Source organism: Pseudoalteromonas sp. NZS11 (genome assembly GCF_015864765.1).
GTDB classification, from domain to species: domain Bacteria; phylum Pseudomonadota; class Gammaproteobacteria; order Enterobacterales; family Alteromonadaceae; genus Pseudoalteromonas; species Pseudoalteromonas arctica.
Genome location: NZ_JADYWP010000005.1, coordinates 118,745 through 132,887, shown reverse-complemented (window position 1 = coordinate 132,887; position 14,143 = coordinate 118,745). Strand labels below are relative to the sequence as shown.

The following is a 14,143-nucleotide window of genomic DNA, read 5'->3' as shown; positions in this document are numbered from 1 at the left end:
TCGGAGAGTAAAGTGGCTAAGCAGTTTGATGTAGTTATTATTGGCGGTGGTTTAGCGGGAGCAAGCTGCGCATTAAGTGTGGCTAAAACTAATCCCGCGTTAAATATTGCCGTTGTAGAAGCTAATCAAGTAACCGGCGACTACCACCCAAGCTTTGACGACAGAAGCATTGCACTTGCTCAGCAATCGGTAGAGTATTTACAAAGCCTCAATTTATTTGAGCAAAATGCCCCTTACACCGCAGCAATCAAAAAAGTGAGCGTGTCTGATAGAGGCCACTTTGGCAAAGCGCACATTAATTGCGACGAATTTGCTAAGCCCTCACTTGGTTACGTAGTAGAAGTTAACCCTTTTGGCCGAGCGCTTCACCTGCGTTTAACGCAGTCAAATATTACGCTTTTGTGCCCCGATAGCGTAATTGCCATTGAGCAAACTTTGCATAGCAATACACTCACCTTACAAAGCGGCGAGCAATTAAACGCCAAGCTATTGGTTATTGCTGATGGCGCACAATCACCAACACGTAGTTTACTTGGGCTTGGTTTTAATACCCAGCCTTATGAACAAGGCGCAATTATTGCTAATGTAGAAGTGGCTGGTGGGCATAATAATCATGCCTTTGAGCGTTTTACACAAAACGGGCCTATGGCGTTATTACCCATGAGCAATAACCGTTATTCGTTAGTGTGGTGTATGCGCCAAGATCAGGTTGAACAGCACATGGCACTCAGTGAACAAGGCTTTTTAAGTGCCCTGCAAAGCGCGTTTGGTTATCGCGGTGGTCAATTTACTAAAGTAGGCATGCGCACGAGTTACCCGCTCGTTTACGGGCAAGTTGAGTCTTTAACTGCGCACCGTACAGTGGTTATTGGTAATGCTGCACATGCGATTCATCCTATCGCAGGGCAGGGTTTTAATTTAGGTCTTCGCGACGTACAAGTACTTAGTAATTTAATAGCAAATAGCCAACACGATTTAGGCAGCTATGCGTTTACACGTGAATATTCAAAAAAGCGCAGTGATGATATAAAAACCGTAATGAGTTTAACCGATGCACTTGTTAGGCTTTTTTCGAACTCATCGCGAGTGCTCGCATTGGGGCGCAGTATTGGGTTGTTTTCGATGGATTTATTTCCCGCATTAAAAGCGCCATTAGCTAAACAGTTAATGGGGCAAGTTAAACAAGGTAGGCGTTTATGAAGCAAGCACAGGTTTGTATTGTAGGTGGCGGCTGTGTAGGGCTAACACTAGCACTTGGATTGGCAAAAGCCGATATAAGCGTCGTTGTACTCGACGGCGCACCAACACAAGCGTTACCAACTGACGAATATGGTTTGCGTGTAAGTGCGTTAAGCATTGCAAGCCAAACCTTGCTTGAACAATTAAATGTATGGCCCGAAATTATCGCACAGCGAGCGTGCGCTTATACACATATGGATGTACGTGATGCCGACAGCTTTGGCAAAATAGCGTTTAATAACGAGCAACTTGAGCTTGAACATTTAGGCCATATTGTTGAAAACGACATTATCCGCTTTGCGCTTATAAAAGAGCTAGAGCAACAAAGCAGTGCAACACTAATGTTTGATACACAGTATCAGCAAATACATCAAAGCGAATCTGATGTATTTATAACACTTAAAAGCGGCGAGCCAATTATTGCAAAACTGCTGGTGGCGGCTGATGGTGCAAATTCAGCTATACGTAAACAATTTAATATGGCGCTTAGTTTTAAAGATTACGATCACCATGCGCTAGTCGCGACAGTTAAAACTAAAGAGCAACATGCAAACACCGCACGCCAAGTCTTTTTACCAACAGGGCCTTTAGCGTTTTTACCATTGAGCGATGAGCATACTCATTCAATAGTGTGGTCTACCAGCCCAAACCACTGCGATGAGCTCCTTGCTATGGATGATAACAGCTTTAATAAAGCCGTTATGGCTGCAATAGATGGTCAATGTGGCCTGTGTGAAGTGCAAAGTAAGCGCACTGCTTTCCCACTTAAAATGCGCTACGCCCAGCAATGGGTTTCAGGCAAAGTGGTACTCATTGGCGATGCTGCACATACAATCCATCCACTTGCAGGGCTTGGTATGAACCTAGGCCTAAAAGATGCGGCTTATTTAATTGAGCTTTTAACAAGCGATAGCAAGGAGTTTGCAAGCACTCGCACACTGCGCGATTACGAGCGCACTCGTAAGCTCGATGCACAAAAGCACATCGCTATGATGCAAGGGTTAAAAGAGTTATTTGAAGGTGCAAACCCAGTTAAAAAACTTATTCGTGGAGTAGGGCTATCATTAGTTGATAATCTTGGGCCAATCAAGCACCTGTTCGCCAAAGAAGCGATAGGAAAGTGATGTAGGTTGAGTGAAACAAAACCCAACGAGAAAAGCGGTTAGTTATTCGCTTTTAATAAAAAACCGATGTTTAATTTAAGCATCGGTTTTTTATTAAAATAAATTAAGTACTTACTTTGTATGTTTTTTCGGTAAACTTTGTTATTTTTACATTAAATATGATAAAAAGTTTTTACTAAATTTTAAGGAAGAAATAAATGTTAAAAATAACACTCTTATTTTTTTTATTAACTGCGTCTGTAGTTCATGCAAAAGATAAACCGTGGGAGTCTTACGCTAAACTTCCAATGGTAGAGCAACCACAAATATCGCCAAATGGAGAAATGATAGCAACACTTTATAATACTGCTGAAGGTCCTACTATCAGTTTAGCTAAATTTCCTAGTATCGAATTCAATATATTAGCAAGTCTCAAAAAAGATAAAGACAGAGTCGACTTTATTCGTTGGTCAGGTAATAAATATATCATTGTTTCTGCTAGTTACCCTGAATATGTCAATGGTCAATACATGAGAGTTTCAAGGTTATATTCGATCAATGTTGAAACCAATGAAAGTAAAATGCTAACTACGCGACGTTTTTCTGAATATAGGTGGTATAGATATCAGAGTTTCAGACTCGTTTCCTCACTTAAAAATGAGCCAGATTTCGCGCTAGTGTCAACGTTTGATGAAAAAGATAAAGCTTATTCTGTTTTTAAAGTTGAATTAGGTGATTCTAGTTTTGATAAAATTCAGAGGAATAAAGAAAATATTGGAAGTTGGTATGCAGACCCTAAGGGAGTTTTACGCTGGGGATCGCAATTGATAAAAAAGATGATAAGTTTATTGCTTCAATATGGTATCGAGCAAAGAAAGATGAAGCATTAAAAATGATTCATACCCATATTTTGGGTGAAGATAGTACTTTCTCCATCCAAGGCCTTAATGAAGATGGTACAAAAGCTTACGTCCTTTCTGATCGTGTATTACACAGACAAGCTTTATGGTCATATGATATCGAGTCAGGGGAGTTTGAAGAGCTTGTTTATAGTAATGATAAATACGATATAAATAATGCAATCGTTAATAGTGAGGGCGATTTTATAGGGGTTGGCTACTATGATGATTTCTACAAGAGCCATTATTTTTCAGAGGTAGACGGTAAGCAAGAGCTTATGGTTGCTAATTTATTTGGTGATAAGCAAGCTAGTATTGTTAGCCGTAGTAAAGATAGAACACGAATTCTTGTAAATGTAATAAGTGATTCAGTCAGCCCTACTTATTATTATTTTGATTTAAACACAAAGAAAGGCGGCGCTTGGTTATCTAAATTTCCTTATTTAGCACGTAATAAATTTGTACCAGTGCAAAACTATAGCTTTAAAGCGAGCGATGGAGCTGAAATCTCAGGCTATTTTACAAAACCAGAAGGGGTTAAAACTCCGCCGCTAATTGTAATGCCTCACGGAGGGCCTCATAGTCGAGACTACAAATACTTTAATCGAGAGCTTCAATATTTAGTTAGTTTAGGTTATGCGGTATTGCAAGTGAACTTCAGGGGCTCAGAAGGTTTTGGTAGTGCTTTTGAAACTGATGGTTATTATCAGTGGGGTAAACGTATGCAACAAGATGTATATGATGCAATGGATTGGGCTACTAGAACCGGATTAACATCAAAAAATAATGCATGTATTTATGGCGCAAGTTATGGTGGTTATGTTGCATTAACAGCTGCATGGCAAGAGCCCGATCGCTTTAAATGTATTATTAGTATTTCTGGAATATCGGATTTAAAAGGGTTAGTTGAAGATGAAGAGCGACAAGATGCCTACCTAGGTAATATTGTTGATATGACTGATAGTAAAGCCGTTGATGCATTATCTGAGGTTTCGGCAATCAATATGATTAACCGAATTAAAGCCCCACTTTTACTTATCCATGGGACAAAAGATACGAGAGTTGACTATCGACAATCAAAATATTTTTATGATAAAGCAAAGCGAAATTTAGATATAAAGTATGTTGAAATTGATGACGGAACACACTTTTTTGATGACCCAGAAAGCTTAAAAGTACAATACAAAGAGGTTACTGAGTTTCTTAAAAAACACTTGTAAATAAATGAGTGAGCGTTTTTTAACTCGAAACCTATTTTAAATTTACTAGTTATTATAAAAAACCGATGTTTAGTTTAAACATCGGTTTTTTGTTTTAAAATAGTTTTGAACATCTTTAAAGCCGCGCTTTTCACGCGAGCAAGTTCGGCGTCTACATGCAAAGTTTAACACTGAGCTTAATTTTACCTGTAGGCGTTTAGCTTGCTGACGCGACGAGCGTAGCTCGTAATTACTATCGTTAGTTAAAAAGCGCTTTGCGTTAAATCAGTTACAAATTCTTTTGTGCTTCATTCACCATATCTTTGAGCGCATCAATTAACAGCGGGTCTTTTTTGTTTTCTTTTGCAAGCTCGAGTGCGTGTTTCATGCTGGTAACGGCTTCTTTAAACTGTTTGTCTGCAGTGTACCCTTGCGATAAACGCATGTGAGAATAAGTTGCATTTGGGTAATGGGTAGTAAAGTGTTTAAGCGTGGTAATAGCTTTAGCTGTATTACCAAACTTTTGCTGGCTATGAGCAAACTCTACGTATACATCTTGTGGAATTTTAAGCTCAAACCCGTACTTATCACTAAGTGCTTGGTAATAACCTGTAATGAGCGATACATCAGCAAACTTTCCGTGCTCGTCAGTAACCTTAAATATTAGGTCGCTAAATAAGTGAATTAGGCTATCGCTAAGCGCTGGTAGTATAGTGCCCATATGAGTAAAAGCGGGATAATGTTTATATTCCCATTTAAGCTGCGAGGGCGTTTGTTGTTCTAAATTTACCAAAGTATTTAATACGCCTGTATAAAAGCGTGCTCCTTCGCTTGCTACACTAATAAATAACGACTGATCACCTTTAGGGTTTTTAGTGTATTTTATAATATTATTTTTTAATTCCTCATCACTCCACCAACTGTTTGGGCTTATAGCTATATAGTTATTAAATAACTCAGGCTGATTAACTAAAGTATAAAGCGCTAAAGTACCTGCATTAGAGTGGCCAATTAAGGTGTTGTAGCCGTTAGTTGAGTAATTACTGTTTATATAAGGCATGAGTTCATCAGACACAAACTTTAAAAACTTGTCGGTTTGTCCTGCGTCAGGCCATTTGTTTTTAACAAAAGTTTGAAACTCTGTTTTAGGCTCGCCTCCTACTTTTGGTAAATAATCGCGAACACGGTTAGTTGTATCAATACCAACGAGCATTGCGTTAGGTATCTGCTCGTAATCAACAAGGGATTTAATAACACCAGACACCGTATGAAAGTGCTCAACACCATCAAGTAAATAAATAACATAAAGCGGCTGATCGTCTTTTACAGTGTCAGGTATGAAAATTTTAATGGGTCTGTCTTCGTTAAGTATTTTTGACTGCAGAATGACTTTTTTACCAACGGTTATGTCAGTTGTATTGGTTTTTGCGTGGCTTAAAAATGGTGTACTAAAAGTAAGTATTAATACAAGCGATAGTAAGAGCTTCATAAATATCCTTATTTAATAATATATTGCTTAATAATTGCACGGCTTTAAGCTTGAGTAAATGTTTATATTTTCGGGGTAAACATACAGCTTAAGCAATTAAAAGCTATCGCTTTTCACGCGAGTAAGCTCGGCTTCTACAAGAGACATTGCACTCTGTGCTTAACTTTTTCGGTAGGCGAGCAGCTTGCTGACGCGACGAGCGAAGCTCGTAATAATTACCTTTTAACTCTTATCTATAAAAGCTTAAAAAACCTGCTTGCTTAATTATCCGTCTAAGCGTAAAATGCGCGCTCATTTCGGCTTTTAAACTATTAATTCCTTGCCTTAAACCGACCGGCCGAAACGGTAGAAGGCTCTATTAACCGTAAGGAATATCCATGCGTCATTACGAAATCGTATTCATGGTTCACCCAGATCAGAGTGAGCAAGTTGCTGGTATGATCGAACGTTATACTGGTTCTATCACTGAAGCTGGTGGTGTTATCCACCGTCTTGAAGATTGGGGCCGTCGTCAATTGGCTTACCCAATTAACAAGCTTCATAAAGCTCACTATGTTCTTATGAACGTTGAAGCACCAACTGAAGTAATCAGCGAGCTAGAAACTACTTTCCGCTACAACGATGCAGTGCTTCGTAACTTAGTTATCCGCACTAAAACTGCTGAAACTGAAGCGTCTCCTCTTGCAAGAGAAGAGAAGAAAGAAGCACCAGCTGCTTAATTGTTTTGAGTCCTAGCATGGCATGTAATCAGCAGTTACTATAATGGTTAGCCCATATATGAATCAGCTGGTTATATCTGGGGTAGTTTGTAAAACTCCCAAGTTTAGCCAAAGCCCTGCTGGCATCCCGCATTGTATTTTTGTTGTAGAACATAAATCGATGCAAACCGAAGCAGACCTTAACCGTAATAGTTACGTGAGGCTTCAGGTAGTTGCCAGTGGAAAGCAAATGCAACAACAGACTCAACATTTGCACGTTGGGCAGGCATTGCAAGTGAGTGGTTTTTTAAATCGCCACGAAGGTCGTAACGGCCTTAGCCAATTGGTTTTGCATGCTCAGCATATAGAAAGAATTATTTGAGGAATTAATCTCATGGCACGTTATTTCAGACGTCGTAAGTTCTGCCGCTTTAAAGCGGAAGGCGTAAAACAAATCGATTACAAAGATCTAGCTACTCTTAGAAACTATGTTACAGAAAGTGGCAAAATCGTACCTAGCCGTATCACAGGTACTAGCGCTAAATTTCAGCGCCAGCTAGCAACTGCTATTAAGCGTGCTCGCTACTTAGCCCTTCTTCCATACACTGACTTACATAAGTAAGCAGCGGATTAACAGTTTTTAAAAGGTGTAGAAACATGCAAGTTATTCTACTAGATAAGATCGCTAACCTAGGTAGCCTAGGTGAACAGGTTGTAGTTAAATCTGGTTTCGCACGTAACTTCCTTTTCCCTCAAGGTAAGGCAGTTCCTGCGACTAAAGCTAACATTGAAACGTTTGACGCTCGTCGTGCAGAACTTGAAGCGAAAATCGCTGAACAGTTAGTTGCTGCACAAGCACGCGCTGAAAAACTAGAAGCATTAGCAGAAGTTACATTAGTATCTAAAGCTGGTGACGAAGGTAAGTTATTCGGTTCAATCGGTACTCGTGACATCGCTGACGCTATCTCAGCTGTTGGTGTTGAAGTTGCTAAGTCAGAAGTTCGTTTGCCTCTAGGTACTATCCGTGAGACAGGTGAATTTGACGTATCAATTTCAGTTCACTCAGACGTAACGGCTACTATTAAAGTAATCGTAATCGCTGAAGCTTAATTTTTAATTAAGCGACAAAAGCCGTGCTATTAGCACGGCTTTTTTGTGTCTGTAATTTGGCTAATTTTAATTAGTTAAGGGCACAGTTAAATAATATCAATCCGCAATAATACTTAATCATTTTGCGGGGCTAAACGTGTCGCTACCTGTGTTAAAAAATTCTCATTTACGACTGCATGGATGCAGAAGGTAGAGCAATGCAGGAGCAATTGCCGAGAACAACTAAATGGCGAATTTTTTGTCTAGCTATCAACACGTTTTTCCATCCTCAAAATAGATCACTTAATTAAGCGAATTGGTATAAAGCCTCGTACAAGCCCCTTTTTTATTCAATTATTTTTTTATTCCCTTTAAACCTTTTCGAACTGTTATTACGTCTAACTTATCAATACACTAACTCAATAATAATAATTAAAAGGCGACATCACGGATGTTACACGTTAAACCCGAACAAACGCCTTTATGCGAAGCTACACTCATTGAGCGTGTTAAATCAGGTGATCAAGGCGCATACACAACGCTTTATGAGTTACATATAAAACGAGTCTACGGTTTATGTTTACGTTTATTAGCCGACCAAGCGCATGCTGAAGATGCAGCCCAAGAAGTGTTTGTACAGGTATGGCGTAAAATAGCATTGTTTGATGGGCGTTCGCAGTTTTCTACTTGGCTTTACAGTGTTGCAAGTAATGTAGCAATTGGTTACTTACGCAAGCAAAAAAATTGGCTGCAAAAAGTAGTGAGCATTGAACACTGCGGGATGGATGAGCAATCAGCTAATGACTGCAAAGGCTTAAATGGTCTCGATAAATTAATAGTAAGGCTTCCTGAGCGCGCACGTATGGTATTTGTGTTGTTTGCAATCGAAGGTTACAGGCACGAGGAAATAGCCGAGCAATTAGGTATGGCTGTTGGATCAAGTAAGTCGCAATATCATCGTGCTAGGCAGCTACTACAAGAGTGGTATGAAAATGAATAAACCAAATTTTGACGACTATTTGAATGAGTCATTAAACACGTTTGATAAAGACATTATGCCACAAAAAGACCTGTGGGCGGGAATTGAGCGAGCAATGGTTAGTAATAAGCAGGACCTAAAAGGCACTGCTATTTGGCCAAAACTAACAGCAATAGCTGCCTGCACATTAGCTGCTTTAATTGCTGTAAATCTATTTGTTATAGCGCCCGAGCCACAACCCGTAGTGGCTATAAGTGATTACTTTTCGGCGCAAAAAAACAGTTTGTTGGTTGAATATGAAAATAAAGAAGCATTGACCACTAACTGGCAAACGCAGCTACAAGAGCTTGAAAACGCAGAGCAAGCAATAAAGCAAGTTCTTAAAAATGAGCCACAAAACCAAGCGCTACTAACAATGTTAGCGCAAATATATCAACAACAACTTGATTTAATTAACAAGGTGCATGCGCCACGTTGGCAGCACATTTAGGAGTACGACATGAAAGCGATTTTATTAGGACTGAGCTTATTTCCGTTGGCGGTATTAGCGGGTGAAAAAATAGATAAGCAAATAGACGTACCAAGTGGCGGCACTATTTTTATTGAAAACCAACGCGGTGATATACATATTACAGGCTGGGATAAAAACGAATTTAAAGTATCTGGCGAGCTTGATGACAAAGCCGATGGTTATGAGCTTAAAACAAATGGCGATAAAACTCAGTTTATTGTAAAAATGCCACGTAAATCAAATTGGGGTAATAATGGCGATGGCTCAAGCTTAACCATATTTATGCCTAAAAGCAGTAGTTTAGAGTTTGCTGGCGTTAATGTATCGGTGACTGCAAAAGAGCTAAAAAATGGCGCTGAAGTTGATGTGGTTAATGGCGAAATTACGGTAGATGATATTGCCGGTAATATTAAGCTAACCACCGTTAATGGCGATGTAAATGCACAAAACTTAAATGGTAACATTCAATTTGAAACCGTAAATGGCGAAATTAACGATAGAGAATCAAGTGGTGAACTACGTTTTAGCGCTGTTAATGGTGATATTAAATCAACCTCAAGCGCCAATGATGTGCGCCTTGAAAATGTAAATGGCGATATAGACTTTACGCTATCGTCAATTAAAAGCCTACGTATTAACACGGTGAATGGCGAAGCCGAAGTGCATATTAAAGAGCTTTTAAAGGGCGCTGATGTACGTTTTGAATCGGTAAGTGGCGATGGTGATTTTTACTTTCCTGACAGCGTATCTGCAAATTTTGAAATTAAAGCGCACGCTAATGGCAAAATCATTAATAAAGTTACTAGCGATAAAGTTAATAAAGCTAAATACGGCCCAGCCAGTGATTTAGAATTTAGCATTAATGGCGGTAATGCTAATGTTGAAATGGATACAATTAGTGGACGCATAGAGCTTCGTATTAAATAACGCTCATTCACCTTCACGATTACAAAAAGCAGGAAAAGATTTCCTGCTTTTCTATTTGCACAGCCCCTTCAAGTCGATAGAATAGAGCCATTCAATTTTACTACTGTGAAGTTATGGCCAAACCAGATAAGCAAGTCGATACACTTAAAGTTCCTCCCCATTCAATAGAAGCTGAACAATCTGTTTTAGGTGGCTTAATGCTTGATAACCAAGCTTTTGACCGCGTAGCTGAACTTGTTGTATCACAGGATTTTTATACCCGCACGCACAAGTTAATTTTTGAGGCGATGACGGCACTTGCTGAGATTGGCGATCCGATAGATTTAATCACTATTTCGGAGAGTTTAGAAAAAAATAATAAACTGGCAGGAATTGGTGGCTTTGCTTATTTAGCAGAAATAGCTAAAAACACGCCAAGTGCTGCTAACATTGACGCTTACGCAAGTATTGTACGCGAACGTGCTGTTGTACGTGAAATGATTGGCGTAGCGAACGAAATTGCAGAAGCGGGTTTTAATACCGAAGGACGTACCAGTCACGACTTACTCGATTTTGCCGAAAGCAAAGTGTTTAAAATAGCTGAGCAACGAACAAAAAATAATGAAGGCCCGCAAAGCATTCATAGCATCCTTGAAAAAACCGTTGATAAAATAGAAGAGCTTTATCAATCACCACAAGATGGTGTTACGGGTGTAAGTACAGGTTATGCCGATCTTGATAAAATGACGACGGGCTTACAGCCTTCTGACTTAATTATTGTTGCAGCGCGTCCATCAATGGGTAAAACCACTTTTGCGATGAACCTTGCAGAACATGCTGCAATGACTCAAGACAAACCAGTATTAATTTACTCTCTAGAGATGCCTTCAGAACAAATTATGATGAGGATGTTAGCGTCTCTTGGCCGTATTAACCAAACTAAGGTACGTACTGGTCAATTAGATGATGACGATTGGGCACGACTTTCATCAACAATGGGCTTGTTGATGGAAAAAGGTAAAATGTACGTTGATGATGCATCGGGCTTAACACCTACCGATGTGCGTTCACGTGCAAGGCGTATAGCCCGCGACCACGGTGGCATTAGTATGATCATGGTCGATTACTTGCAGTTAATGCGTGTACCAAGCCTTGCTGATAACCGAACGCTCGAAATTGCTGAAATTTCACGTTCACTTAAAGCACTAGCAAAAGAGCTAAAATGTCCGGTTGTTGCGCTTTCGCAGCTTAACCGTACGCTAGAGCAACGTGCCGATAAACGTCCTATTAACTCAGATTTACGTGAGTCGGGGTCGATAGAGCAGGATGCCGATTTAATCATGTTTATTTACCGTGATGAAGTTTATAACGAAGACAGTACTGACAAAGGTATTGCCGAAATTATCATAGGTAAACAACGTAACGGCCCAATTGGTAAAGTGCGTTTAACATTCCAAGGTCAATTTTCTCGCTTTGATAATTACGCGGGACCAGCGGTAGATGACGATTACTAATGCGCCTAGCCACTGCTGAAATTAATTTAGCTGCACTTGCGCATAATTTAGCGCAAGTTAAGTGCTTTGCACCTAACAGCAAAGTAATGGCGGTGCTAAAAGCAAATGCTTACGGGCATGGTTTAGTAACGATTGCGCAGCATTTAAATAATGCTGACGCATTTGCTGTGGCGCGAATAGATGAAGGGCTTGCCCTTCGAGCTGGGGGCTTAACAAAGCCAATAGTTTTACTAGAAGGCTTTTTTAACAAAGCCGACTTACCTATTTTACTCGCTAATAACTTTCAAACTATTATTCATGACGAATACCAATTAGCCGCGCTTGAAAAAGCAAAGCTCGATGCGCCAATAACATGCTGGTTAAAAGTAAATACAGGTATGCATCGACTAGGTATTGCGCCAGAGCAGTTTGAAGAGTTTTATAACCGCTTACAAAAAACACCTAACGCCAAAAATACCGTTAATTTAATGACCCACTTTTCGTGTGCTGATGATGTTGATAATGCCAAAACGGTTCAACAAATCACGTTATTTGATAACTTAGTGAATGGCATTGACCAAGCACATTGTTTATCAAATTCTGCTGGTATTATTGCATGGCCGAGCGGCCATGGTGATTGGGTACGCCCTGGGCTTATGTTATATGGCGTATCGCCAATGGCAAATAGCATTGGGCAACAACACAAATTAAAACCAGTTATGCGCTTAACTACGCGCGTAATTGCAGTGCGTAATGTACCAGCCAATGAGGCGGTAGGGTATGGTGGTCGTTGGAAAAGCGATAAACCAACCAAATTAGCCGTTGTGGCTATGGGTTATGGCGATGGTTATCCTCGGCACGCTAAAGAGGGCACACCAGTAATAATTGGTAAGCAGCGTTATGGTATTGTTGGCAGTGTTGCTATGGATATGATTAGCGTAGATATAGGCGCTAATGAGCACAATATTAAAGTGGGCGACAGAGTCACTATGTGGGGCCCTGAGCTACCAGTTGAAGAAATAGCATTATGCGCTGATACTATTCCTTACGAGCTATTATGTAATATTACACCGCGCGTAAGTTATGAGTATCAGCGTTAATACAGCTATAAAGCGGTATTTACTCTTTTATAAAGTAAACGTCGCTAAAGCCCATACGGGCAAATTCTTGGTCGCGAAAGTTACGAACAGAAGCAGACCCTTTTGAGGTCATTTCTATTTGCTGTACCATGCTTAAGTAATTAGTCAGATCAATACCTTCGGCGGCAGCAATTGCTTGATACATGTCGTGGTATTTATCTTTAGCGAAATTAATCTCGCGCGGTTCGTTTTTATATTTGTAGGTTATTCTACGTGCCATATTAAGCTCATTTCAATTGAGTGTTGCAGCGATTTTACACTGTATTTAATAACGGCTCTAGCATTGAATGACTTGTTGTAATCGGTAATTAAAATAAAGAGTCAAAAATGAAATTATCAGTAGAGATCAGTAAATACCCACTTCACCAAGATTATATCCCGTTTATTCAGGGCTTTATTGACAGATTAAACGAATACGATGATTTAAAAGTGATTACTAACACGTTATCAACGCAAATTTTTGGTGATTACGATTTAGTAATGCAGGTGTTAAATACCGAAATTAAACGTTCATATGAAGAATTTGGTAAAGCTATTTTTGTATGTAAGTTTCTCTCTGGCGACTTATCGCCTGAATAACCTATAATACCAACCTGCATAAATCTTTGATCAATTTAACGAATTAAATTGCACTATAACGTCGTTAAAAATTTTTTATTTAGAGCAACTAGATACAAAAATTTTTGCTTAGTTCTAGCGTAATTTTCTTAACGTTAAATAGACCCCGTATATAAGCAGGTTGGTATAACAATCGGCACAACTAAACGGTAACTGCATAATATGGACTTTTTAACACAAACCTTAAGTGGTTTTACAGCAATGTCGCATTGGGAGTACATTGCGGTAGGGTTGTCGATGGCTTATTTATTATTAGCAATAAAAGAAAGCTTATGGTGTTGGCCTGCGGCGTTTTTTAGTACGCTCATTTATACAATAATGTACTGGAATGGTGCATTACTTATGGAGTCATTACTTAATTTTTATTATATGTATATGGCTGTATTTGGATGGGTTGTATGGCGTAAAGGCAAAGCTGCAAATTTAAATATTACATCGTGGTCGATGAACCGCCATGCTGTTTTAATTAGTTTAACAACTATAGCTGCAATAGCTATTGGTTACGTTATGCAAAACTATACACATGCTGATTTTGCTTATCTTGATAGCTTTACAACTTGCTTTGCAGTAGTAACTACTTACTTAGTTGCTAAAAAAGTCCTCGAAAACTGGCTGTACTGGATTGTTATAGATGCAGCTTCTATGTATTTATATTACGAAAAAGGTTATTACCCAACGCTAGCACTCTTTATATTTTATACCATTATGGCAGCGTGGGGCTTTAAAACCTGGTACGAAGAATACGAACAAAGCCAAGCTAAGCCTCTAGCACAGCTTTAAT

General features: G+C 39.4%; 17 protein-coding genes. 15 read left to right on the top strand and 2 right to left on the bottom strand.

The window, feature by feature from the left end; all coding sequences use genetic code 11:
- Positions 1-12: 12 nt before the first annotated feature.
- From ubiH to I6E82_RS12605, 4 genes are all read left to right on the top strand, one after another.
- A complete protein-coding gene (gene ubiH / locus I6E82_RS12620; RefSeq protein WP_101216070.1) occupies positions 13-1,200 on the top strand; it encodes a 2-octaprenyl-6-methoxyphenyl hydroxylase in 1,188 nt (395 codons plus the stop codon).
- The gene (locus I6E82_RS12615; RefSeq protein ID WP_197118044.1) at positions 1,197-2,363 is read left to right on the top strand and encodes an FAD-dependent monooxygenase; all 1,167 of its coding nucleotides are present in this window, start codon (positions 1,197-1,199) and stop codon (positions 2,361-2,363) included. The genes ubiH and I6E82_RS12615 overlap by 4 nt, the downstream gene beginning before the upstream one ends.
- 197 nt (positions 2,364-2,560) lie before the next feature.
- Positions 2,561-3,232: a hypothetical protein gene (locus tag I6E82_RS12610; protein WP_197118043.1), complete on the top strand. Its 672-nt coding sequence runs from the start codon at positions 2,561-2,563 to the stop codon at positions 3,230-3,232.
- A gap of 2 nt (positions 3,233-3,234) precedes the next feature.
- A complete protein-coding gene (locus tag I6E82_RS12605) occupies positions 3,235-4,461 on the top strand; it encodes an alpha/beta hydrolase family protein (protein WP_197118042.1) in 1,227 nt (408 codons plus the stop codon).
- 268 nt (positions 4,462-4,729) lie between these two features.
- Here the strand turns inward: I6E82_RS12605 and I6E82_RS12600 are convergent, their stop codons facing one another.
- Positions 4,730-5,929 carry an alpha/beta hydrolase-fold protein gene (locus I6E82_RS12600; RefSeq protein WP_197118041.1) on the bottom strand — a complete coding sequence of 400 codons (1,200 nt, stop codon included), beginning with the start codon at positions 5,927-5,929 and terminating at the stop codon, positions 4,730-4,732.
- A 377-nt stretch (positions 5,930-6,306) separates the two neighbouring features.
- On the opposite strand from I6E82_RS12600, the gene rpsF reads away from it, so the two are divergent.
- The 9 genes from rpsF (at position 6,307) to alr (ending at position 12,705) form a co-directional block, all read left to right on the top strand.
- Positions 6,307-6,648 carry a 30S ribosomal protein S6 gene (rpsF, locus tag I6E82_RS12595; protein ID WP_007378473.1) on the top strand — a complete coding sequence of 114 codons (342 nt, stop codon included), beginning with the start codon at positions 6,307-6,309 and terminating at the stop codon, positions 6,646-6,648.
- Between the two features lie 43 nt (positions 6,649-6,691).
- Positions 6,692-7,009: a primosomal replication protein N gene (gene priB, locus I6E82_RS12590; RefSeq protein ID WP_004588456.1), complete on the top strand. Its 318-nt coding sequence runs from the start codon at positions 6,692-6,694 to the stop codon at positions 7,007-7,009.
- Between the two features lie 12 nt (positions 7,010-7,021).
- The gene (gene rpsR, locus I6E82_RS12585) at positions 7,022-7,249 is read left to right on the top strand and encodes a 30S ribosomal protein S18 (protein WP_007378475.1); all 228 of its coding nucleotides are present in this window, start codon (positions 7,022-7,024) and stop codon (positions 7,247-7,249) included.
- A gap of 35 nt (positions 7,250-7,284) precedes the next feature.
- Complete coding sequence (gene rplI / locus I6E82_RS12580) at positions 7,285-7,737, top strand: 50S ribosomal protein L9 (protein WP_002962755.1); 453 nt, start codon at positions 7,285-7,287, stop codon at positions 7,735-7,737.
- Between the two features lie 430 nt (positions 7,738-8,167).
- Positions 8,168-8,716, top strand: a complete 549-nt coding sequence (locus tag I6E82_RS12575) for an RNA polymerase sigma factor (RefSeq protein WP_197118040.1) — start codon at positions 8,168-8,170, stop codon at positions 8,714-8,716.
- A complete protein-coding gene (locus I6E82_RS12570; RefSeq protein ID WP_197118039.1) occupies positions 8,703-9,185 on the top strand; it encodes a hypothetical protein in 483 nt (160 codons plus the stop codon). Before I6E82_RS12575 ends, I6E82_RS12570 begins: the two co-directional genes overlap by 14 nt.
- Positions 9,186-9,194: 9 nt before the next feature.
- Positions 9,195-10,133 carry a DUF4097 family beta strand repeat-containing protein gene (locus I6E82_RS12565; protein ID WP_197118038.1) on the top strand — a complete coding sequence of 313 codons (939 nt, stop codon included), beginning with the start codon at positions 9,195-9,197 and terminating at the stop codon, positions 10,131-10,133.
- 113 nt (positions 10,134-10,246) lie between these two features.
- A complete protein-coding gene (dnaB, locus tag I6E82_RS12560) occupies positions 10,247-11,626 on the top strand; it encodes a replicative DNA helicase (RefSeq protein ID WP_007587308.1) in 1,380 nt (459 codons plus the stop codon).
- Complete coding sequence (alr, locus tag I6E82_RS12555) at positions 11,626-12,705, top strand: alanine racemase (RefSeq protein ID WP_007587306.1); 1,080 nt, start codon at positions 11,626-11,628, stop codon at positions 12,703-12,705. The genes dnaB and alr overlap by 1 nt, the downstream gene beginning before the upstream one ends.
- A 19-nt stretch (positions 12,706-12,724) precedes the next feature.
- On the opposite strand, the gene I6E82_RS12550 is transcribed toward alr, so the two are convergent.
- A complete protein-coding gene (locus I6E82_RS12550; RefSeq protein WP_007587305.1) occupies positions 12,725-12,964 on the bottom strand; it encodes a DUF2960 domain-containing protein in 240 nt (79 codons plus the stop codon).
- Between the two features lie 107 nt (positions 12,965-13,071).
- On the opposite strand from I6E82_RS12550, the gene I6E82_RS12545 reads away from it, so the two are divergent.
- Positions 13,072-13,323, top strand: coding sequence for a hypothetical protein (locus I6E82_RS12545; RefSeq protein ID WP_007587304.1), 252 nt, complete (start codon positions 13,072-13,074; stop codon positions 13,321-13,323).
- Positions 13,324-13,524: 201 nt separating this feature from the next.
- The gene (gene pnuC / locus I6E82_RS12540; protein ID WP_182195042.1) at positions 13,525-14,142 is read left to right on the top strand and encodes a nicotinamide riboside transporter PnuC; all 618 of its coding nucleotides are present in this window, start codon (positions 13,525-13,527) and stop codon (positions 14,140-14,142) included.
- Position 14,143 lies beyond the last annotated feature (1 nt).